Genomic DNA, 21,274 nt, shown 5'->3' with positions numbered 1-21,274 from the left:
CTTTATACATCATTTTGTTTTACTTTATTAAGACTTATTTTTCCTAATCCATGCAAACACTCGATTGGTTCATACTCGTTTTTACGCTACTTTTTATTGTAGTCTATGGTGCATGGAAAACAAAAGGTAGCGAAAATGTAAAAGATTATATTTTAGGAAATAACGAAACCAAATGGTGGACAATTGGAATTTCAGTGATGGCAACGCAAGCCAGTGCGATTACTTTTCTTTCTACACCCGGCCAAGCTTTTCATGATGGAATGGGGTTTGTGCAATTCTACTTCGGATTGCCAATAGCTATGGTAATTATCTGCATATTTTTTATACCAATATATCATAAACTCAATGTTTATACAGCTTATGAATTTTTAGAAAATAGATTCGACTTAAAAACCAGAAGTTTAGCAGCGGGTCTTTTTTTAATTCAAAGAGGTTTGGCAGCAGGAATTACGATTTATGCTCCGGCCATTATTTTATCTTCCATTTTGGGATGGAATCTAAATTTACTCAATTTCATTATTGGTATTTTAGTGATTATTTACACCGTTTCCGGCGGAACAAAAGCCGTGAATGTGACCCAAAAGCAACAAATGTTCATCATTATGTCTGGAATGTTCATTGCTTTTTATTTAATTTTAAGTTATTTACCTGAAGAAGTTTCTTTCAGCAACGCTCTTCAAATTGCAGGTGTGAATGAAAAAATGAATATTCTTGATTTTTCTGTTAATCCTAACAGCCGCTACACATTTTGGAGCGGAATCACCGGTGGATTATTTTTGGCTCTCTCCTATTTTGGAACCGATCAATCGCAAGTGCAACGGTATCTTTCAGGAAAATCTGTTCGCGAAAGTCAACTCGGACTTATTTTCAACGGATTTCTGAAAGTGCCGATGCAGTTTTTTATTCTGCTTACCGGAGTAATGGTTTTTGTGTTTTTTCAGTTCAATAAAGTGCCGCTAAATTTTAATCCAACGAGTCAAATTGCGGTTGAAAAATCAATTTATGCCGAAGAATACAAAGCTTTGCAACTGGAACTGGAAGAAATTCATGAGGAAAAGAAAATTATAACACTCACCTATGCCAATCAGTTAAACATTGATGTTGACAATCCAACGTTGCGAAAAAGAATGATTGGATTATACGAAAAGGAAAAATTATTAAAAGAAGAAGCAAAAACAATCATTAAAAGTCTAAATCAAGAATCGAACGACAAAGATTATGTGTTTATTCATTTTATTCTGCATTATCTACCAACCGGATTAGTGGGATTATTGTTGGCAGTTATTCTTTCAGCAGCCATGTCGTCAACAGCTTCAGAACTCAATGCTCTTTCATCCACAACCGTAATCGATATTTATAAACGGAACATAAAAGGTGAAAAATCAGATAAACATTTTGTTCTAGCTTCAAAATTTTTCACTTTCCTTTGGGGAGCAATTGCTATTCTTTTTGCTTGTTTCGGAACTTTAGTAGAAAATCTTATTCAATTAGTCAATATCATTGGTTCTGTGTTCTACGGAACCATTCTTGGCATATTTCTTGTGGCATTCTTTATTAAATTTATTAAAGGAAATGCAATTTTTTATGGTGGTGTAATTAGTCAGTTAGTCATTTTTGTGATTTATTACCAATGCATTCATATTTATCCATCCGGAAAAGAAATATTGGGATATTTATGGCTTAATGCAATTGGAGCAGCACTTACCATTGGATTGTCCTTTTTTATTCAGGTTTTATCAAAGCCTAAACTTAACTAAGATTGTTATGCATAAAAATTTACTTGGATTTATATTAATCCAGTTGTTTTCATTTGGATTATTTGCCCAAGAAGTAACCGTTAAAGATGAAGTTTCAGGTGAAAGCCTAGAAGCCGTTACATTTAATTCCAATCAACCCAAACTTTCAGCAGTTACTAATCAAATGGGGATTGTTAATCTTACTGAATTTAAAGATGTAAAGAAAATCTATATCCGCATGTTAGGCTATGAAACATTGACATTAAGTTATAATCAGATTGAAAGACTAGGATTTAAACTCTTTTTAACTCCGGAAAGCACATCGCTTAACGAAGTAGTTTTATCCGCTTCAAAGTGGGAAGAATCCAAAAAAAGTGTACCGAATTCCATCGTTACATTCAAACCAAAAGACATAATTTTAGCCAACCCGCAAACCACAGCCGATTTGTTAACGAACACCGGAAAAGTATTTGTTCAAAAAAGCCAACTTGGAGGTGGAAGTCCAATGATTCGTGGCTTTGCAACCAATAGAGTTTTAATTAATGTGGATGGGATAAGAATGAATAACGCCATTTTTAGAAGTGGAAATGTGCAAAATATCATTTCAATTGATGCTAATTCTATTCAAAATACCGAGGTCATTCTTGGACCCGGAACTGTTATTTATGGTAGCGATGCCATTGGTGGAGTTATGAATTTTTATACTTTAGAACCTGAATTCACACCCAATAAGAATCAATATTATTTTGGAAATGTTATGAGCCGATGGTCGTCTGCCAATAACGAAAAAACATTACATTTTGATTTGAATGTTTCTTCCAAAAAATGGGCTTTTGTCACTTCGGCATCATTTAGTGATTTTGAAGATTTAAGAATGGGAAATCACGGACCGGATGCCTATACTCGACCAGATTATGTGCAAACCATTGACGGTGTGGATGAAATTATCACAAATGACAACCGTGAAATGCAAGTAGCTTCCGGTTACAATCAAATCAATTTCATACAAAAAGTAGCTTATCAACCCAATGAATTTTGGAAATTTACGTATGCTTATCACTATTCAACTACTTCCGATTTTAATCGCTACGATCAATTATTAAGACGAAGAAACGGCAATCTTCGCTTTGCAGAATGGTACTATGGTCCGCAAGAATGGACGATGCATCATCTAAAAATTAATTTTACAAAAGGGAATAAATGGTTTGATAAAGCTCAGTTTAATGCTGGTTTTCAACAATTTGAAGAAAGTCGTCATAACAGAAACTTGAATGGACTAACTAGATATAGCAATATTGAAAATGTTGATGCCTACTCTGTTAACTTTGACTTTATTAAAAAATTTGGTTCAAAAAACAGAATCTCCTACGGTTTAGAATATATTTTGAATAATGTAAACTCAACCGGATTTCAAAGAAACATTGAAAGCCGTGAACAACAAAATGCACCTTCCCGTTATCCCGATGGTTCAAAATGGCAATCGTTGGCGGCTTATTTGCAATATGAAAATAAATTGTCTGATAAATTCACTTTTCAATCCGGAATACGATTTAATCAAATTTGGTTGGATGCAACGTTTGACAAAACCTTTGTAGATTATCCGTTTGATGAAACTAAAATAAATACGAGTGCTTTTACAGGAAGTGTGGGTTTTACATATTTGGCAGCAAAAAATACAGCTTTATTTTTTAACGTCGGAACAGCCTTTCGTTCACCGAATGTGGATGACGTGGGAAAAATTTATGAGAGTACGCCCGGAAATTTAGTAGTTCCCAATCCAAATTTAGAATATGAATATGCGTATAATGCTGAAATTGGCATTCAACAAAAAATAGGTAAATCAATTTCATTTGATGTAACCGGATTTTACACGCATGTGATAGATGCTCTAGTGCGAAGAAATTTCACATTAAACGGAGAAAGTACTATCGAATTTCAAGGAGAAGTAAGTAATATTCAAGCCATTCAAAATGCTGCAAAAGCCAATGTGTATGGAATTCAAGCAGGATTAAATGTCGAACTTTTAGCCAATTTAAATTGGAGAACTAACGCAAATTGGACCAAAGGGGAAGAAGAATTAGACAATGGTGATACTGCTCCTTTACGACACGCAGCTCCATTTTTTGGAGATACTCGCTTGAGTTTTAAAACCAATAAATGGACAACTGATTTATTACTGGTTTATAATTCCAAAATTAATGCAGAAGATTTAGCTCCTTCAGAAGTTGAAAAAGAATATTTATATGCTGCCGATGCCAATGGAAATCCGTATGTGCCGAGTTGGTACACATTAAACCTCAAATCAGTATATAAACTCAATGAAACCTGGTCTTTTTCCGGGGGAATTGAAAATATTACAGATCAACGGTATCGACCTTATTCCTCCGGAATTACTGCCGCAGGAAGAAATCTAATTTTAGCGGTTCGTACTTCGTTTTAAACTATTAGAAATAAAAAAAATCCTATCACACGAAATGATAGGATTTTCAATTTATAAAAAAGTAAGATTATTTTTTACTCCACTCAGCAATGCTGTCTTTGTTCATTTTAACATAATCTGCATTACCCTCTTTTTCAGCTGCTTCTAAAGAGACTTTTGCTGTTTCAATTGCACCTTTTTTGTCTCCGGCTTTCGCTTGAATAAGAGATTTTAAACGGTTATACCAAAATGGTGTTCCTTTTTCCGCAGTCATTTCAGTTGCTTTGTTCACATATTCCAAAGCTTTTTTGATATCACCATTTGATTGATAATAATATTGTGCTGAGGCAAAATAATCACTAGCAGCAGGTCCGGCTAATACTTTTTCAATATTTGCCATCGCTGTTTTCTTGGTCGGTACTTCAATTTTTACTGCAGCAACCGTTTTTTCCCAAGCAAACTCTAGATGAGCAAAATCGTTATCCACATTATTCAATGAAATAGTGAAAGTTTCTACGTGACGATTCAACGTTTCCGGTTTCACATTTACACGAGCGGCCACTTTAGACTCTTCAAATTTTTCAGGTGTTCCCCAGTTTTCTGTGTTTGTGTAGAAAATCACTTCCCAGTTATCAGCTTTTGGCGTAACAAAAAGTGCATATTTACCTTTTTTCAACGTTTTTCCGTCAACCGTAACATCATCACTAAAAGTAATCATTGAATTCTGGTTGGCTCCTGTTCTCCAAATTTTTCCGAACGGAACTAAGTCACCAAAAATTGCTCTGCCTTTTGCACTCGGACGGCTGTAATCAATTTCAATATCGGTTAATCCAACTGTTTGCTCAAAATTAGCTCTCGGACTTGCTGCCGGAGTTTTTACTTGAGCTGATAAAGTGAAAGAAGCAACAAAAAATACCGCTACTAGTACTATTTTTTTCATAATTAAATAAGTTTAGTTAATTCTTCAAATTTACAGTTTCCAATTGGCAGAAACTGTTAAAGAAAGTATAAATCGAAAATATTTTGTTTAACTTTTTGTTCAAAATAATAAACAATAATTATCTTTACAAAAAAATTATATGAAAATATATACATTACACACCAAACAAAATCTTCCCATTTCTATTGATGAAGCTTGGGAATTTTTGTCAAGTCCAAAGAATTTAAAAACTATTACTCCTACTTATATGGGATTTAATATCTTGAGTGGGGCAGAAAAACCAATGTTTCCCGGACAAATTATACAGTATATTGTGACACCGGTTTTGGGCATTCCAACAAAATGGGTAACCGAAATTACGCACGTTCGCGACAAGGAATATTTTGTAGATGAACAACGATTTGGTCCTTATTCATTGTGGCATCACAAACACTTTTTAAAAGAAATTCCGGGCGGAGTTGAAATGGAAGACATTGTGGACTATAAACTTCCAGTGGGAATTCTAGGTCAATTGGTTCATCCGATATTGGTTAAACCAAAACTGAAGGAAATATTTGATTATCGTCAGAAAAAATTAATTGAACTTTTTGGAGAATTTAAAGGATAAAAAATGAAAAATATCTTATTAATAGGTGGTTCGTATGGAATTGGATATGCCATCGCAAAAGAATTACAATTTGAATGTAAAGTTTATATTGCTTCAAGAACATTTGAAAATAGTGATGAGTTGAATGTAGTTCATATTTCATTTGATGCATCGAAAGATATATTAGATACATCTAAACTTCCCGAAGTTATTGATGGATTAGTTTATTGCCCTGGAAGTATCAATTTACGACCGTTCAAAGGCATCAAACCGGAAACTTTTGAAGCAGATATGCATATTAATTTTATTAGTATGGTAAAAGTCATTCAGACAATTTTACCAAACTTATCGGCTTCCAATCAAGCTAGTATTGTGCTTTTCAGTAGTGTGGCTGCGAGTATGGGAATGCCTTTTCACACCAGTGTTGCCGCCGCTAAAGGAGCCATTGAAGGGTTTGCAAAAGCTCTTGCCGCAGAATACACTCCTAAAATTAGAGTCAACGTGATTGCACCTTCCTTAACGGATACACCGCTTGCAGATAAATTTTTAAATAATGATGTGAAACGAGAAAAATCAGCAGAACGTCATCCACTCAAGCGATTTGGCACAGCCGTTGATTTGGCTCAAATGGCTACTTTTCTTTTGAGTGATAAAAGTAGTTGGATTTCAGGACAGATTTTCCATGTTGATGGTGGAATGTCAACTTTGCTTGTAAATGGTTAACTTTGACCTATTACCCATTACCATTAACCCATTACCCAACTTATGACTATTTTCTGGTTCCGAAGAGATTTACGTTTAGATGATAACATCGGTCTTTTTCATGCTTTAAATATTAAGGAAGAAGTACTTCCCATTTTTATTTTTGATGAATTTATTCTTTCTCAATTACCAAAAGATGATGCTCGGGTGACTTTTATTCACGAATTAGTTTCTAAAATTCAAAAGCAATTAGAAGAAAAAGGTAAATCATTAGCTGTATTTTATGGAAAACCAATTGATATTTTTCAAAAATTAATTTCGGAAAATAAAATTTCAACGGTTTACACTAATCATGATTATGAACCGTATGCTCGCAAAAGAGACAAAGAAATGTTTCAGTTATTTAAGGAGAATGAAATTGAGTTTAAAACCAGTAAAGATCAAGTAATCTTCGAAAAAAGTGAAGTGGTAAAAGACGATGGTTTGCCTTATGTGGTTTATACTCCGTACTCAAAAAAATGGAAAGAGAAGTTCAAAATGATTCAGTTAGTTCATTACGATTCTGAACAAAAGTTAGATAAAATTGTAAATCACTCCTACCCTTTTTTGAGTTTAAAGGATATCGGGTTTGAGTCTTCTAAAATTAAAGTCTCATCATTTGATATTTCAGATAAATTAATTTCAAATTATGAAGCTACTCGAAATTTTCCAGCTGTAAATGGCACTTCGATGTTGGGAGCTTATCTTCGATTTGGAGCTGTTTCTATCCGAAAAATGATTGCAAAAGCCATCGAAAACAAAAACGAAACCTTTTGGAACGAGCTTATTTGGCGTGAATTTTTTATGCAAATTCTGTGGCACTTTCCACACACCATCAGCAAAAGTTTTAAAGAAAAATACGATCGAATTGAATGGAACAACAACGAAGAGGACTTTAAAAAGTGGTGCGAAGGTAAAACCGGCTACCCAATGGTAGATGCCGGAATGCGTGAACTCAACGCGACCGGTCATATGCACAACCGCGTTCGAATGGTCGTTGCCAGTTTTTTATGCAAACACTTATTAATTGATTGGCGTTGGGGCGAAACCTATTTTGCTCAAAAATTGTTTGATTATGAACAAGCGAGTAATGTTGGAAATTGGCAATGGGCAGCCGGTTCGGGTGTGGATGCTGCTCCGTACTTCAGAATTTTTAATCCGACTGAGCAAATTAAGAAGTTTGATAAAGATTTAAAATACATCAAAAAATGGGTGCCGGAAGTAGAAAGTTTTGATTATCCGAAACCCATAGTTGACCATAAAGAAGCGAGAGAACGTTGTTTGAAAGTGTACAAAGAAGCAGTCGGATAATTACAAAATAAGTAAAAATGAATGTGGTTTGGTTCAAAAGAGATTTGCGATTATTCGATAACGAAGCTCTCTTTCGAGCTTTAGAATCGAATGAACCTACCCTTCTACTCTACATTTTTGAACCTTCTCTGTTCAAAGATCATCACTACAGTAAACGTCATTTTGATTTTATTAAACAGTCATTGGAAGAACTTCAAACTCAATTGAAACCCTATCAAACACAAATTTTAATTATTGAAAGCGAAGCAGTTGAAGCGTTTGAAAAAATCTATCAAACTCAATCCATATCAACCCTATTTTCCTATCAAGAAACCGGAATTAAACTCACTTTTGATCGTGATAAAGCGGTTGCCACTCTTTGTAAGAGGAATAAAATTGTTTGGAACGAATACATTACGAACGGCGTAAAACGAGGCTTATCCAACCGAAAAACTTGGAAAGACGATTGGGTTGAATTTATGGATTTACCACAGTTTCCATTTAAGCCAAAATTAAATTCATTTCTTACTATTGATAACTTTAAAAAGCTAAGTTCAACTTTCAAATCTGTTTCATTAGCAACTCCAAAAGATACACCTTTTCAAAAAGGAGGAACAACAACCGGAATGCGGTATTTAAAATCATTTTTGGAAGAAAGAGTGGTTAATTACAGTAAACACATTTCCAAACCGGAATTAGGAAGACACAGTTGCAGTCGAATTTCACCCTACATTGCATGGGGAAATATTTCTATTCGACAAGTTTGTCAATTGGCTTTGAAATTTAGAGATCATAAAAAAAACGTTCGTCAGATTGATAATTTTGCTTCGCGTTTACGATGGCAGGCTCATTTTATTCAGAAATTTGAAATGGAATGCCATATGGAATTCATCGCTGTGAATAAAGGTTATCGAAATCTCAATCAAACCGTAATTCCAGAATTTCACCAAGCCTGGGCAGAAGGAAAAACCGGGGTTCCTCTCGTAGATGCTTGTATGCGATGCTTAAACACAACCGGTTATTTAAATTTTAGAATGCGTGCTTTGGTGGTTTCGTTCTACACACATCATTTATTTCAACCGTGGCAAAATTGTAGTCCGCACCTCGCACAGCAATTTCTTGATTTTGAACCGGGTATTCATTATCCACAAATTCAAATGCAGGCGGGAGTCACGGGAATCAACACTTTGCGAGTTTATAATCCTGTGAAAAACTCGTATGAACACGATCCGGAAGGGATTTTCATTAAAAAATGGGTGCCTGAATTAAATTCTATTCCAATTGAATTTATTCATGAACCTTGGAAGCTAACTCCAATTGAACAAATGTTATATGATTTTGAAATTGGGGCAGATTATCCTTTTCCTACTGTTAATTTGGAGGAAGCAAGAAGATTTTCTAGTGAATTCTTTTGGTCGATGCGAAAGAATAGTGAAGTTAAAAAAGATAGTAATCGAATAATTAATAAGCATACTTTATCTGATAGAGATGCTAAACGTTAATTTATAGTATCTGTCAGTTAAATTCACTACCTTACCAAAAATAAAAACTAAATATTATGAACAAAAATGTAATTCTTGCTTCTGTTTTCACAACTTTATTTTTAATTTCTTGTGGTAAAAAAGAAGAACAACCTGCAGATACAATCATCATTGAACAACCTTCTGAAACTCCTGCTCCAGCTCCAGCTGAGCCAGTTGAACAAGACGGAACTTCGTTAGAAATTGGAAAAGATGGTGTTAAAATCAACACTAAAGATGGTGATAATAAAACCACAATTGATGTTTCTGACAAAGATGCAAAATTGGAAATTAAAGACTAAATTTTATCAAATTCCCCTTCAAAAAAGGGGAATTTTTTATTTATTTGATGTTTCTTATCGACTCAAAACTCAATTCATTAAAATGACTGATGACTTTATCGGCTGATGAATAATCTTGTAGTTTAGAGTGAAAACTATCGTAGCCAACACAATATATTCCGGCGGATTTGGCTGCTAAAATTCCGTTAGTACTATCTTCAATCACAATGCAATTTTCAACGGCTGTTTGGGCTAATTCGGCTGCTTTCAGAAAAATAGCAGGATGTGGTTTCGATTTTGGAAAATCTTCACCTGAAACTTTGTGTGCGAAGTATTTATCCAACATAAATCGATTAAAAATACGTTGGATAGTTACATTGGCTGAAGATGAAGCCAAAATCAATTGCATTCCGTTTTGATATAATTCTTTGATTAAATCTTCTACTCCATCCAATAAATACAAATCTTCCTTTTGATCAAATGCATCATTAAATAAATTTCTTTTAGTTTCTACTAAAGTTTGAACGTCTTCCTTTAAATCATAAATCGTTTTCAAACGTTCGTAGATATTTTTGGTGGAATTACCTGTAAAGGAAGCATACATTTCAGGTGAAACGTCAATGTTTAATTGTTTAAAATGTTGAACATACGCAAAATGATGCACCGGTTCGGTGTCAACGATTACGCCATCCATATCGAAAATTACGGTTTGTATCATTAGGATTGCTGAGTTTAAATTTAAAAAAGGAACGCGGATTTTTTTGATTAGCTGAAGCTAAACGCGGATTTTAAGAGATTTTGTTTGCTTAGTAAACGCAATTAAATATTTTTTAATGTATGGAACACATATCTTAAAAAATTTTAAAATTTTAAGAATGCTATTAATTGTCACATTGACTAATTGACAAATTGCCTCATTAGTTTTTCTTCAACAAATACTTCACCACAGTTTCTGCTGCATACAACCCAAAAAGGCAGGGCATCCAACTGTTGGTTCCGTAGAATGATTTTTTAAAGTTTTTGCCATCGGTCATTTTTAAACTTGTTTCATCCGGCATTTCAGTTGAAAAAACAGCTTTAATTCCTTTTGAAATTCCTTCTTTCTTTAATCGCTTTCTAATTGTTTTGGCTAGCGGACAATATTCTGTATTACTAATGTCTCGCGCTTTCACTTTAGAAGCTTCATATTTTCCTCCTGCTCCCATATTACTAATAACTTTTACTTTTTTGCGTTTGGCGGCGATAAGTAAATTTAATTTTGGAGTGATGCTATCGATACAATCTAAAACATAATCAAAATCGGAAGTAACCAATTCAAAAGCTCGTTCCGGTTCTAAAAACTCCTCTAAGCGAGTAAGATTTAATTCCGGATTAATATCCATCAAACGATCACCAACCACGTGTACTTTTGGCATTCCAACAGTAGAATGCAAGGCCGGTAATTGACGGTTTACGTTGGTAATATCCACCACATCACCATCCACAATCGTCATGTTACCCACGCCGGCACGGGCGAGAAATTCGGCTGCAAATGAACCTACTCCGCCTAATCCAACTACGAGTACGTTTGCGTTTTTTAAATTGTTTAATCCTTCTGTTTTAAATAAGAGCTCTGCTCGTTCTTGCCATTTAGCCATTGCTAGGTAATAGGTTAAAGGTTATGGGTAATCGGTCTATCGTCCATTTTCATTCTAAAAACATTTTCAAAATTTGCTTTTACGATGGACTTTATTTCTTCAATTTCTATGTTTTTATAGTTTGCTGCTAACGCATAAACTTCTTCTAACGATTCATCCACCGTGTCGGTTTCAAGAAAAAAACGATCATTTGGTACGGATTGAAACACTGATTTTAACTCGGGATTTCGCAATAAGTATTTCCCGAAGGAAAGATAAAATCCGTTATCCAAAAGTTGCTTTGCGGTTTGTTCGTTTTTAGAAAATCCGTGAATAATCATTGGAACTGTAACGTTTTGTTCTTTTTTGATTTGGATGATTTCCTGAAAAGCGACAACGCAGTGCAAAACTAATGGTTTTTGATGTTCTTCTGCTAATAAAATTTGTGCTTTGAACACTTTTTTTTGAATTTCTATAGGAATTTCGATGCGTTTGTCTAATCCACATTCGCCTAGAGCGAGGCAATTTTGAAGAGAAAGTTTTTCGTCAATTGTCTTTAAATCAGATGACAATCTGCTTTCGTCAATGTACCAAGGATGAATTCCGATGGAATACAATGGAATTTTTTCATCAAATTCCCATGGGTATTGATTGACCAGTTCGAGGATGTTTTCTTGGCTGGTGAAGTTGTGTGTATGGAGGTTGAATAATTTTGACACGGATTTCACGGATTTTCACGGATTACTAATTTCACGGAGCTTACCATATAATTTAATCATTATTTCTATTTGGAAAAACATAATTACTCCAAAATTGCTCATCATATTTTATGGTTTGAAACAAATGTTGTTCGTCTTTAAAATTTATTTTAGAAGGATTTGACATTTTAAAATCATTCCAAAAAGATCTAATAGTCGTATTGAAATCAAGTGAGCTCCCTTCCAAATTTATTATTTTACCTAAAATAGTAATTGATGAACTTGAAATAAAATATTTGTCGTAACTCTCTCTGAAATCAGTAATAATTGATTCGTTTAAGTAATCTTTCCTATTATATTCTGACATTTCTCCAATCAAATTTAATCCTTCTCTGTGTTGTTCAGGAAAATCGGTGATCTCCCAATTTTCAATAATTCTGACAACCGCATAATCTTCTTTATTAATGTAAATAAGCCCGGAATAATTGCTAAGATATGTTCTTTTGGTAAAAGTTGAATGATTTCTTGATGTTGAAAACCGAATGATGTAAACTTCAGATTTATTATACTCTTTTACTTCTTCCAAAATAAAATCAAACTTAACAAATTTTCTTTTGTTCAAAAAAGCGGCATTTTTAATCGGATTATTATTGGTTAACCCATAAAATTCTCTAATGTTTTGAGGTTCATAAGTACTTTTAGAGTTCCATCTTACGTGCTTTAAATTCTTCACGCTTCGCTCATAATTAAAATAACTTTTTTCATATTGATCTAAAACAAAATCGATATCCAAAGAAGTTTTATTGTCAATATCTGTTGTGATATTTGAATACATCGTTGAAAAAACAGGCGTTGTTGGATAATTTTTTTCCAAATTATCAATTGTTTTTCGAATGATTTGATACGGAGTTCGTTTGTTATAAACAATCACTTCGGCTAAGGCAATTGTTGAAGTGTCTTTCTGTGTATGTGTGAAATTTTCATTTGAAAAATTTGTCATTTTACCCGATTCTTCCTCGTCAAGAAATGCTTTTAAGAAATCTTCGCTTGGCAAAAGAATAGTTGATTGTTTGACTTTATTCAAGTAAATGTAACCATCGTGAAGCAAGTCTAAACGCGATTCTACAAAAGTAATCGGACTAAAAAATCGGCTAGAAATAACTTTTTTCATTTCGGGTTGACTGGAAGAAATGAAAAGATTGTGATTGTTTTTCCTTTTTAAAAAATCTTCAAATGAGTTGTTTTCAATAGGTGTTTTCTCCCATTTGTTTTGAATAAAAATCGAATCGGAAGTTGTAATAGTCGCTAGACTGTAAACTTTGTTTTTTAGCTCCTTTTTTAGATACGTTCCCATTGGAACAAATTTTTGAAGAATTTGGTTCTTGACAGAAGACATATCGTTTATCAAATGACTATTGGCCGCCCAAATAATAATTTTTTCGTTGGGATGTTTTTTTAGATAGGCCAATACATTATCAGCCATTTGTTTATCGCGAATATTGTCTTTTGAATCAACGTAAAAAGAGTGTAAATCATCCAAACTTGAAAATCGTTCTTCTCCCAAAGCCAATAATCCTGTAATAACTTGAAACCAATAAAAATTTTCTTCACTTTCAGGTTTTGATGAAATTAATTTGAGTAATTCTTTCAAAGAAGATTGATATAAAGCATAACTAATATCTTCTTCGTCAAAAAATCCTGATACGTTCATCGATTCAATCAAAAGAGAAAAATCATCTTGCTTGAGTTTAAATTTGAAGTTGTTTTTTTTACAATAGGTATACAAATCAGCAACTAAATCTTCTTCACCGTATTTTCCGGAAATTTGATTATCGAAACCAAAAACTTTTAAATCTGCTTTATTTTGACTATAAAATTGAATGAAACTTTGAAATTCGTTTCGTTTTGACCAAATACTAAACAATGATTTTGTGAAGGCTTCTTGAACATCTTTTCCTTCATTTATAGCTGATTGTGCTCTCCAAACATCATAAATTCCCGATTCAAAAGCAATCGTTTTAAATCCCATTTCTTGGAATAAATAGTTGACAACCTTTGTTTTTAATTCAAAAACATTACCGTGAAAATGTGAATCTTCGCCTACTAAAACAATTTGTGCATTTTTTAATTCTTCTTTCAAAAAAGACAATTCTGTTTCATTTATGTCTTCAGAAAGAATAATTGCTTTAGGATTAAAGGATTGAGCACTAACTGTTAAACTCAGAAAACTAAACAGAATGTAGATGACTTTATTCAATTTGAAATTTGTTTATTACTTCTTAAACGCCTTTACCCCTGCTTTTATTTCCACTTTCAAATCATTTTCTTGTGGAACGATTGGGCAGGAATAGACTTCGTTGTAGGCACAATACGGATTGTAGGCTTGGTTGAAATCAATTGTCCAATTTTTTCCTTTTTGGATTTCGAGGTCGATGTAGCGGCCACCACCATAACTTTCTAACCCCGAAGTGTAATCGGTAAATGGAAGAAATAAACTGTTTTTGTAACCCGGTTTTTTTGAAAATTCAACATTTTGATAGACGTTTAATTGACACTGAATTCCGTCGATTTCGAAATGGAGTTCGCCATATTTTACGTAAATTGGTTTTCGGGATGTTGTCGTTTTCATTTCAAACGGTTTTTCCTTTTTGGTGCGGATGAATTTGGCATTCACAAAATAGTTTTCGCTAATTGGAAAAAATTCCAGTTCCTTAAAAACAGCTAAATCTTTTTTCTTGAGCGGACTTTTGGCTGAATCAGCGTAATGTTCATTCATATTTTTTTGAAATTGAATGACAGAATCGCGTTCAAATTTTTGTTGAGAAAAAGCAACTTGTGTAAGCAGCAATAGAAATAATATTTTTTTCATTTTTTTGTAGTCTGATTGTTAATTACTCTTTCACAAAAACTTTATACGACCAAGGAGCCATTGAAAAAGTAGTATCTTCCTTGAATGTTATCATTTCTTGCGTTGTAAAATCCCGATACGTACCATGGTATAAATCATCTTTAAAAGTCACATTTTGTGTTTTTGTAGAAAAATTAAAAACACAAAAAACTTTATCTTTTTCATTTTGTCTAACAAAACTAAATACTTCTGTTTCATTTGTGTTTGGCACTTTTATCATAAGAGCACCCCATTGAGCATGCCACAACGCAGTATTTTGTTTCATTAAGGTGAATAATTTTTTATATAAATCACCGATTGGGTGTTGTTTCCAAATGATAGGATCTTTTTCAAAAAAGGCTAAACGCTTGGGTTCTCCGGCTTCTTGACCGTTATAAATCAAAGGCATTCCGTCACCAACAACTGAGAGAACTATTGCTGCTTCAAGTCCATCACCAAATTGTTCCCACATGGTTCCTTCCCAAGCATTTTTATCGTGATTGCTCACAAAAGTCATTCGTATGCTGTTATTAGGAAAGAAACTTTCATTCCAAGAATAATAAATATAAAGCTCATTTACATTGGCTTGACCTTTACAAATTTTGTGAAGTTTTTCGTTCCAACTCCATGCATAAGTCATATCAAAAGCATTAGCATGCATATCACGAGATTCCCATTCGGCCAACATAAAAACCGGTTTAATTGCATCTAATTCTACTCTTAGATTATCCCAAAAATCAATTGGAACAAATCCTGCAACATCACATCGATAGCCATCAATATCGGCTTCTTTTACCCAATATTTCATAGCTTCGGTCATGTATTTACGCAATTCAGGTTTACTGTAATCCAAATCAATAATATCATCCCAATCCCACCAAGGCGTTGGTCTGAAATTGCCTTTATAATCTCTTTTGTACCATTCAGGATGCTCAGTTACTAAATTATTATCCCAAGCGGTATGGTTGGCCACCCAATCTAAAATAACATACAATCCGAGTTGATGGGCTTCTTTTACAAAAGCTTTTAAATCGTCTAATGTTCCAAATTCTGGATTCACCCCGTAATAATCTTTAACGGAATACGGACTACCTAAAGTTCCTTTTCGATTTTTTTCACCAATCGGATTGATTGGCATAAGCCAAATAATATCTATGCCCATTTCTTTTAATCGGGGTAATTCTTTTTGAGCGGCTCGAAATGTTCCTTCGGCAGAAAACTGTCGGGTATTTAATTGATAAATTGCCGCATTTTTTGACCATTCCGGATGTTGTACCTGCACATATTCTTTTGGAATATATTGATTGTCTTTTGATGAAACTTCAGTTGTTTTTTTTGTTTCTGTGGAATTACAAGCTATTAGTAAACTGATAACGAAAATCATTGGTAAAACTTGACGTGTTTTCATAGTGAACAAGAATTTGATTTTGAATGTATAAATATAAATAAAAAGGCTACATCTTTTTAATTGAAATGGCATCATTGAATTAATTTTTCTTTTGAAGCACAATACCATAGCCCGGATAGAAGTGAAAAGCCTTTTGAAGGATTGTTGTATTTTTTCTTGGCAAAAAAAGAGCTTCCTTTGGTCGCTTTTTTTTGCCTTAGAAAAAAACAACAAGACAAAAAAGCTTGTAACGGATAGCCGGAATAGCTTCTGAAAAAATCATACACATTTTTTGTTGTTATGATAGCTTTTTAAACACACGCAACTTTGTACCTTTGCACTACTCAATTTTTACCGATGCTCAAAACTGCTTTTAATCGTTATATCAATTCTTTTCGAGGTTTTAGGAGGGAAATTTGGATTCTGACGTTGATTACTTTTATCAACAGAGCGGGTACGATGGTGTTGCCTTTTTTGACTAAATATTTGAATGAAGATTTGAGTTTTAGTTATTCGGATGTGGGAACAATTATGGTATTTTTTGGTTTGGGTTCGATGTTAGGATCTTATTTGGGCGGAAAACTCACGGATAGTATTGGTTTTTACAAAGTAATGATTTTCAGCTTATTTGTAAGTGGCTTGTTGTTTTTTGGTCTTCAATATGTGACCTCTTTTTATGGACTGTGTATTGCAATGTTTGTGATTATGACTATTGCCGATATGTTTCGTCCGGCAATGTTTGTTTCACTCAGTACTTATGCCAAGCCTGAAAACCGTACGCGAGCTCTGACTTTGGTTAGATTGGCAGTTAACTTAGGTTTTGCGGCCGGTCCGGCTATGGGTGGATTGATTATCATGAATATTGGTTATCACGGTTTGTTTTGGGTTGATGGTGCTTCTTGTATTATTGCGATTTCTATTTTCTGGTTGTTGGTAAAAGAAAAGAAAAAACTAATTGAAGAAAATGCAGTTTCTGAAAATGTTGCGGTGAAATCGGTTTACAGCGATCGTCCGTTTTGGGTATTTTTATTAGTGATTTTTATCACGGGAATGATTTTCTTTCAACTATTTACTACGCTTCCACTCTATCATCAAAAGGCTTATGGCTTGACGGAATTTGAAACCGGGTTACTCTTAACCCTTAATGGTTTTTTGGTCTTTTTGTTGGAAATGCCCATTGTGAATTACTTTGATCGCAAGCAAGTGAATAAAGTAAAACTTGTTTTAGTTGGATCGTTGTTTATGGCTTTAGGGTTTTATGTTTTGTTATTAAATGTTTGGGCCGGTATTTTAGTCATCAATATTTTATTTTTGACTTTTGGAGAAATTTTTGCATTTCCATTTTCCAATTCATTTGCCTTAGGTCGTGCTCCACGTGGACAAGAGGGACGCTATATGGCTTTTTATTCTATGAGTTTTAGCTTAGCTCACATTATGAGTTCGAAAACAGGTATGAATATTTTTGATCATTTTGGTTACTTGACCAATTGGGTTGTAATGGGAACATTAGGATTGGTAGCCGTTGCATGTTCATTTTGGGTGATGAAAATGGTTAGGCAGGAAAATTAATCTATCGCTGTAAATCTCAAATTTTTACTAGTTGAATACATAGCCATTTCATTTGGTGAACTAAGTGAAATTATAAATTCATCATTTAGTTTTTGAAGTTGTGCATCAGAATTGTTCAAGTGCATTTTGAAATTATTATAGCTTAAAAACTGTCCTTCCAATGTTATGTAAAAAACACTCCAACTGCCGGATACACTATTATCACTTCCAATTACATCAACTGTGTTATTACTTTTAAAAGCAAAGACATAGTCTGAAAACAGTTCTGTTTCATCAATTAAATCAATAGTAAAATTTGTAATCACAAAATTTTTATTCTTTAAATAAGTGTATGCAGGATTTTCCGGTTCACTAGTTTGATGGGAACAAGACACAAGAATAATCAATATAGTAATTACACAAAATCTCATAATTGTTTGATTATCAGATACAAATTTAAAATAAAATTATGAAATAAAAAACAAAACTTAATTATTAGTTAAATAACTAATTTTATAGTTGTGTAACTAAAAAAATAGTTGTAGGTTTGTTTTAAACTTTACAACTATGCAAAAGCTCACGAATAAAGAAGAAGAAATTATGCACATTTTATGGAAGCTAGAAAAAGCATTCGTAAAAGATGTGATGGCTGAAATTAAGGAAGATCAACCGCATTATAACACCCTATCGACTATTATTAGGAATTTAGAGGAGAAAGGATATGTTTCTCATCAAGCGTATGGAAACACGCATCAGTACTTCCCTATAATTAGTATGGAAAAGTACCGCAAAACATTTATGAATACTGCAATTGAGAATTATTTTAATAACTCATATAAGAGTATGGTTTCTTTTTTTGCGGAAGAAGAAAAAATTTCTGCCGAAGAACTTAGAGAGATTTTAGCTATTATTGAAAAAAAGAAATAGTATGGAAAACTTTTTTCTATATGTTGCCAAAGCAAGTGGGTTATTGACAGTCTTTTTTATGGCCTACTATTTTTTGCTGCAAAAAGAGACATTTTTTAATGCCAACAGATGGTATTTGATTCTAGGTTTATTGACCTCGGTATTGTTGCCTTTATACACGTTTACAAAAATCATTTATGTTGATCCTCAACCTCAAAATTATTTAGAATATGATACATCTCATCCTATATCTGTGCAAGAATCTTCTCCTTTTGATTGGTCTCTTGTTATCACATGTCTTTATATAGTAATTACTATCTTTTTATTTATAAAAGTTGTTATTAACCTTGCATCGGTGATGCGACTTTTATCCCAAAAAGAAAAATTTAAAAGAGAAACTTATTCCTTAGTCAATTTAACTGAAAATTTGGCTCCTTTCTCCTTTTTTAATTACATCGCCGTTAATCCGGATTTATATACTGATGAGGAGTTAGAAAGTATCTTATTACACGAAAAAGTTCACAGCCGAGAGAAACATTCAGCCGACATTTTAGTAGCCAATTTGTTCTGTGTGCTATTTTGGTTCAATCCATTTATGTGTTGGTATAAAAAAGCCATTGTTCAAAATTTAGAATACATTGCAGATCAAAAGGCAATTCAATATTGCGAAAATAAAACTAATTATCAAAAAGCATTATTACGGGTGGTGACTAATCAAAACTACCTTTCTATTACTAATCATTTTAATCAATCATTAATCAAAAAACGAATCGTTATGTTAAACACAAATCAATCAAAAAAGCAAAATTCACTCAAGTATCTCCTAGTAATTCCTATTCTAATTTGTTTTGTTATTATATTTCAGACGAATGTCATTGCCCAAGAAAGATTTACAACAACTAGTATCAACAAATCATTGGACGAAATTATTATTCGAATGGATATTAATAAAAATACGACTGATGCTGAAATGAAAAAAGAAAAAGAAATTTTCAAAAGGGAATTTGATGCTGACTTAAAATTTTCAAAGGTAAAACGAAATACAAAAGGAGAAATTACATCAATTAAAGTTGACTTAAAAGCAGGAACAGGAAAAGGTAAATCGGAAACATATCAATTCTCAGGAAATGAGCCTATAAAATCGTTTACTGTTTTTGCTTCCAAAGATAAAGATGGTATTGTTTCTGTAGGATACGGAAAACCGGAAAGAAGAAAAATATTTACAAATGGTGAAAAAACTATTGTGATAAGTGGCGATGCCAATGATTACGATTTCAGTTTCGAAATGCCGGAAGTACCCGAAGCACCTGAATTTCCAGACGGAGTTGATTTTCTTGACGTTCCTTCTGCTCCATCCTATCCACACAAATCTGAAAAAACGGTGATAATTAGAAAGGATAAAGACGGGAAGAATAAAACCGAAGTTATCGTAAATGGCGAAGTAATTGTAGATACAGATGAAATTATAGCCGAAATTGAAAATGAAGAGAACTTTAGTTACACTTTTAATTGGGAAACAAAAGATGACGATGTTGTTATATCTAAAGAAAACTTAAAGAAACTCAGAGGTGAAGCAATTGAAAAAGCAAAAGCTGAAATGGCAAGAATTAGACCTGAAATAGAAAAATCGAGAGTTCAAATTATGAAATCGAGAGAAAATATAGAATGGTCTAAATTAGACCTAGAAAACTCTAAAAAAGAAATTGAGTTAGCTAAAAAAGAGTTGGAAAAAGCTCGAGAAGAACTAGAAAAAGCAAGAGAAGAATTGGAAAAGACCAGCCGGAAAAAACAATAATTCTGAAAACAAAAACGGCTATCATAATTGGTAGCCGTTTTTTATTATTTTTGTAAAAAAAGAGTATGTATTCATTATTAGCCAAACTCAATAAATTATTGCTTCCAAGCTTTAGCAAAAAGCAATTAGATTTAGCCAAAGCCAAAAAATGGCAAATGGCGATTATCGGTTGGCGATATTTTGTGACAACACGAGCTTTGGATAAAAATAATTAATACGTTATCGCCGCAAAAACAGGATATTCTTTTATTTTTTCTCTTCCGTTTAAGAAGGATAATTCCATTAAAAAATTCACTTGAATAATTTCTCCTCCTAATTTTTCTACTAATTCACAAACTGCTTTTGCTGTTCCTCCGGTGGCTAACACATCATCGTGAATTAAAACTTTATCTCCTTTTTGAATTGCATCGATGTGAATTTCCAACGAATCTGAACCATATTCCAATTCGTAGGAAGCTGAAATGGTTTCAAAAGGAAGTTTTTTCGGTTTTCGCACCGGAATAAATCCCGCTTTTAATTCTTGAGCTAACAACGTTGCAAAGAAGAAACCGCGACTTTCTACACCCACAACTTTATCAATTTTCTGATTATTTAAACTTTCTAAGAGCAGTTTCAAGCATTCTGACGTTGCTTCTGAACTATTAAGTAACGGCGTAATGTCCTTAAAAACAATACCTTTTTTAGGAAAGTCAGCAATGTCACGAATATATTTTTCAAGAGCCATAAAAAAGTGGTTTTTAAACTAAATTTGGTTTGCAAGTTACATAAAAATAACTATATTTGCACCCGCATTAAGGCCTCGTGGCGCAACTGAATAGCGCATCTGATTACGGCTCAGAAGGTTACTGGTTTGAATCCAGTCGAGGTCACTTAAGAATGAAAAGCCCAAGCGAAAGCTTAGGGCTTTTTTGTTAGTAATTTTGA

General features: G+C 33.3%; 20 protein-coding genes and 1 tRNA gene. 12 read left to right on the top strand and 9 right to left on the bottom strand.

Annotated elements, in window-relative coordinates; all coding sequences use genetic code 11:
- Positions 1-50 precede the first annotated feature (50 nt).
- Both B4N66_RS08755 and B4N66_RS08750 read left to right on the top strand, forming a co-directional pair.
- Complete coding sequence (locus tag B4N66_RS08755; protein ID WP_291094025.1) at positions 51-1,757, top strand: sodium:solute symporter; 1,707 nt, start codon at positions 51-53, stop codon at positions 1,755-1,757.
- Between the two features lie 7 nt (positions 1,758-1,764).
- Positions 1,765-4,176 (top strand): TonB-dependent receptor, encoded by a 2,412-nt coding sequence (locus tag B4N66_RS08750; protein ID WP_291094024.1) that lies wholly within the window; start codon positions 1,765-1,767, stop codon positions 4,174-4,176.
- A gap of 67 nt (positions 4,177-4,243) precedes the next feature.
- On the opposite strand, the gene B4N66_RS08745 is transcribed toward B4N66_RS08750, so the two are convergent.
- The gene (locus tag B4N66_RS08745; protein WP_291094023.1) at positions 4,244-5,095 is read right to left on the bottom strand and encodes a DUF2911 domain-containing protein; all 852 of its coding nucleotides are present in this window, start codon (positions 5,093-5,095) and stop codon (positions 4,244-4,246) included.
- Positions 5,096-5,234: 139 nt separating this feature from the next.
- On the opposite strand from B4N66_RS08745, the gene B4N66_RS08740 reads away from it, so the two are divergent.
- The 5 genes from B4N66_RS08740 to B4N66_RS08720 are packed head-to-tail and all read left to right on the top strand — an operon-like array spanning position 5,235 to position 9,534.
- Positions 5,235-5,702, top strand: coding sequence for an SRPBCC family protein (locus tag B4N66_RS08740; protein WP_291094022.1), 468 nt, complete (start codon positions 5,235-5,237; stop codon positions 5,700-5,702).
- 3 nt (positions 5,703-5,705) lie between these two features.
- Positions 5,706-6,404, top strand: coding sequence for an SDR family NAD(P)-dependent oxidoreductase (locus B4N66_RS08735; protein ID WP_291094021.1), 699 nt, complete (start codon positions 5,706-5,708; stop codon positions 6,402-6,404).
- A 42-nt stretch (positions 6,405-6,446) separates the two neighbouring features.
- The gene (locus B4N66_RS08730; protein WP_291094019.1) at positions 6,447-7,733 is read left to right on the top strand and encodes a cryptochrome/photolyase family protein; all 1,287 of its coding nucleotides are present in this window, start codon (positions 6,447-6,449) and stop codon (positions 7,731-7,733) included.
- 17 nt (positions 7,734-7,750) lie between these two features.
- Positions 7,751-9,214, top strand: a complete 1,464-nt coding sequence (locus B4N66_RS08725; protein WP_291094018.1) for a cryptochrome/deoxyribodipyrimidine photo-lyase family protein — start codon at positions 7,751-7,753, stop codon at positions 9,212-9,214.
- Positions 9,215-9,270: 56 nt separating this feature from the next.
- Positions 9,271-9,534, top strand: a complete 264-nt coding sequence (locus tag B4N66_RS08720; protein ID WP_291094017.1) for a hypothetical protein — start codon at positions 9,271-9,273, stop codon at positions 9,532-9,534.
- 40 nt (positions 9,535-9,574) lie between these two features.
- Here B4N66_RS08720 and B4N66_RS08715 read toward each other — a convergent pair whose 3' ends face one another.
- The 6 genes from B4N66_RS08715 to B4N66_RS08690 form a co-directional block, all read right to left on the bottom strand.
- Positions 9,575-10,231, bottom strand: coding sequence for an HAD family hydrolase (locus B4N66_RS08715; protein ID WP_291094015.1), 657 nt, complete (start codon positions 10,229-10,231; stop codon positions 9,575-9,577).
- Between the two features lie 199 nt (positions 10,232-10,430).
- Positions 10,431-11,150 carry a tRNA threonylcarbamoyladenosine dehydratase gene (locus B4N66_RS08710; protein ID WP_291094013.1) on the bottom strand — a complete coding sequence of 240 codons (720 nt, stop codon included), beginning with the start codon at positions 11,148-11,150 and terminating at the stop codon, positions 10,431-10,433.
- Between the two features lie 14 nt (positions 11,151-11,164).
- Positions 11,165-11,848, bottom strand: coding sequence for a TatD family hydrolase (locus B4N66_RS08705; RefSeq protein WP_291094012.1), 684 nt, complete (start codon positions 11,846-11,848; stop codon positions 11,165-11,167).
- 52 nt (positions 11,849-11,900) lie between these two features.
- Positions 11,901-14,084: an erythromycin esterase family protein gene (locus tag B4N66_RS08700; RefSeq protein WP_291094010.1), complete on the bottom strand. Its 2,184-nt coding sequence runs from the start codon at positions 14,082-14,084 to the stop codon at positions 11,901-11,903.
- 15 nt (positions 14,085-14,099) lie between these two features.
- Positions 14,100-14,696, bottom strand: a complete 597-nt coding sequence (locus B4N66_RS08695) for a DUF1684 domain-containing protein (RefSeq protein WP_291094009.1) — start codon at positions 14,694-14,696, stop codon at positions 14,100-14,102.
- A gap of 22 nt (positions 14,697-14,718) precedes the next feature.
- Positions 14,719-16,122, bottom strand: a complete 1,404-nt coding sequence (locus B4N66_RS08690) for an alpha-amylase family glycosyl hydrolase (RefSeq protein WP_291094007.1) — start codon at positions 16,120-16,122, stop codon at positions 14,719-14,721.
- A 336-nt stretch (positions 16,123-16,458) separates the two neighbouring features.
- Between B4N66_RS08690 and B4N66_RS08685 the strand changes: the two genes are divergently transcribed.
- Positions 16,459-17,670 carry an MDR family MFS transporter gene (locus tag B4N66_RS08685; protein WP_291094006.1) on the top strand — a complete coding sequence of 404 codons (1,212 nt, stop codon included), beginning with the start codon at positions 16,459-16,461 and terminating at the stop codon, positions 17,668-17,670.
- Here B4N66_RS08685 and B4N66_RS08680 read toward each other — a convergent pair.
- Positions 17,667-18,080: a hypothetical protein gene (locus B4N66_RS08680; protein ID WP_291094004.1), complete on the bottom strand. Its 414-nt coding sequence runs from the start codon at positions 18,078-18,080 to the stop codon at positions 17,667-17,669. The genes B4N66_RS08685 and B4N66_RS08680 overlap by 4 nt on opposite strands.
- Positions 18,081-18,216: 136 nt before the next feature.
- On the opposite strand from B4N66_RS08680, the gene B4N66_RS08675 reads away from it, so the two are divergent.
- The 3 genes from B4N66_RS08675 (at position 18,217) to B4N66_RS08665 (ending at position 20,565) form a co-directional block, all read left to right on the top strand.
- Positions 18,217-18,576 (top strand): BlaI/MecI/CopY family transcriptional regulator, encoded by a 360-nt coding sequence (locus B4N66_RS08675; RefSeq protein ID WP_291094002.1) that lies wholly within the window; start codon positions 18,217-18,219, stop codon positions 18,574-18,576.
- Between the two features lies 1 nt (position 18,577).
- Positions 18,578-20,350 carry a M56 family metallopeptidase gene (locus tag B4N66_RS08670; protein WP_291094001.1) on the top strand — a complete coding sequence of 591 codons (1,773 nt, stop codon included), beginning with the start codon at positions 18,578-18,580 and terminating at the stop codon, positions 20,348-20,350.
- Positions 20,351-20,415: 65 nt separating this feature from the next.
- A complete protein-coding gene (locus tag B4N66_RS08665; protein WP_291094000.1) occupies positions 20,416-20,565 on the top strand; it encodes an SsrA-binding protein in 150 nt (49 codons plus the stop codon).
- Here the strand turns inward: B4N66_RS08665 and B4N66_RS08660 are convergent.
- The gene (locus B4N66_RS08660; protein ID WP_291093999.1) at positions 20,562-21,074 is read right to left on the bottom strand and encodes an adenine phosphoribosyltransferase; all 513 of its coding nucleotides are present in this window, start codon (positions 21,072-21,074) and stop codon (positions 20,562-20,564) included. The genes B4N66_RS08665 and B4N66_RS08660 overlap by 4 nt on opposite strands.
- 71 nt (positions 21,075-21,145) lie before the next feature.
- Between B4N66_RS08660 and B4N66_RS08655 the strand changes: the two genes are divergently transcribed.
- Positions 21,146-21,219: transfer RNA gene (locus B4N66_RS08655), tRNA-Arg, on the top strand.
- Positions 21,220-21,274: the final 55 nt, after the last annotated feature.

It is taken from the genome of Flavobacterium sp. UBA2787, from assembly GCA_002352205.1.
In the GTDB taxonomy this organism is placed as follows: Bacteria; Bacteroidota; Bacteroidia; order Flavobacteriales; family Flavobacteriaceae; genus Flavobacterium.
This window is presented reverse-complemented; position numbering and strand designations above follow the sequence as displayed.

Excerpts from the sequence above, each read along its gene's own strand:
- B4N66_RS08755 (WP_291094025.1), top strand. The coding sequence starts at position 51 with ATGCAAACACTCGATTGGTTCATACTCGTTTTTACGCTACTTTTTATT.
- B4N66_RS08750 (WP_291094024.1), top strand. The coding sequence starts at position 1,765 with ATGCATAAAAATTTACTTGGATTTATATTAATCCAGTTGTTTTCATTT.
- B4N66_RS08745 (WP_291094023.1), bottom strand. The coding sequence starts at position 5,095 with ATGAAAAAAATAGTACTAGTAGCGGTATTTTTTGTTGCTTCTTTCACT.
- B4N66_RS08740 (WP_291094022.1), top strand. The coding sequence starts at position 5,235 with ATGAAAATATATACATTACACACCAAACAAAATCTTCCCATTTCTATT.
- B4N66_RS08735 (WP_291094021.1), top strand. The coding sequence starts at position 5,706 with ATGAAAAATATCTTATTAATAGGTGGTTCGTATGGAATTGGATATGCC.
- B4N66_RS08730 (WP_291094019.1), top strand. The coding sequence starts at position 6,447 with ATGACTATTTTCTGGTTCCGAAGAGATTTACGTTTAGATGATAACATC.
- B4N66_RS08725 (WP_291094018.1), top strand. The coding sequence starts at position 7,751 with ATGAATGTGGTTTGGTTCAAAAGAGATTTGCGATTATTCGATAACGAA.
- B4N66_RS08720 (WP_291094017.1), top strand. The coding sequence starts at position 9,271 with ATGAACAAAAATGTAATTCTTGCTTCTGTTTTCACAACTTTATTTTTA.
- B4N66_RS08715 (WP_291094015.1), bottom strand. The coding sequence starts at position 10,231 with ATGATACAAACCGTAATTTTCGATATGGATGGCGTAATCGTTGACACC.
- B4N66_RS08710 (WP_291094013.1), bottom strand. The coding sequence starts at position 11,150 with ATGGCTAAATGGCAAGAACGAGCAGAGCTCTTATTTAAAACAGAAGGA.
- B4N66_RS08695 (WP_291094009.1), bottom strand. The coding sequence starts at position 14,696 with ATGAAAAAAATATTATTTCTATTGCTGCTTACACAAGTTGCTTTTTCT.
- B4N66_RS08690 (WP_291094007.1), bottom strand. The coding sequence starts at position 16,122 with ATGAAAACACGTCAAGTTTTACCAATGATTTTCGTTATCAGTTTACTA.
- B4N66_RS08685 (WP_291094006.1), top strand. The coding sequence starts at position 16,459 with ATGCTCAAAACTGCTTTTAATCGTTATATCAATTCTTTTCGAGGTTTT.
- B4N66_RS08680 (WP_291094004.1), bottom strand. The coding sequence starts at position 18,080 with ATGAGATTTTGTGTAATTACTATATTGATTATTCTTGTGTCTTGTTCC.
- B4N66_RS08675 (WP_291094002.1), top strand. The coding sequence starts at position 18,217 with ATGCAAAAGCTCACGAATAAAGAAGAAGAAATTATGCACATTTTATGG.
- B4N66_RS08670 (WP_291094001.1), top strand. The coding sequence starts at position 18,578 with ATGGAAAACTTTTTTCTATATGTTGCCAAAGCAAGTGGGTTATTGACA.
- B4N66_RS08665 (WP_291094000.1), top strand. The coding sequence starts at position 20,416 with ATGTATTCATTATTAGCCAAACTCAATAAATTATTGCTTCCAAGCTTT.
- B4N66_RS08660 (WP_291093999.1), bottom strand. The coding sequence starts at position 21,074 with ATGGCTCTTGAAAAATATATTCGTGACATTGCTGACTTTCCTAAAAAA.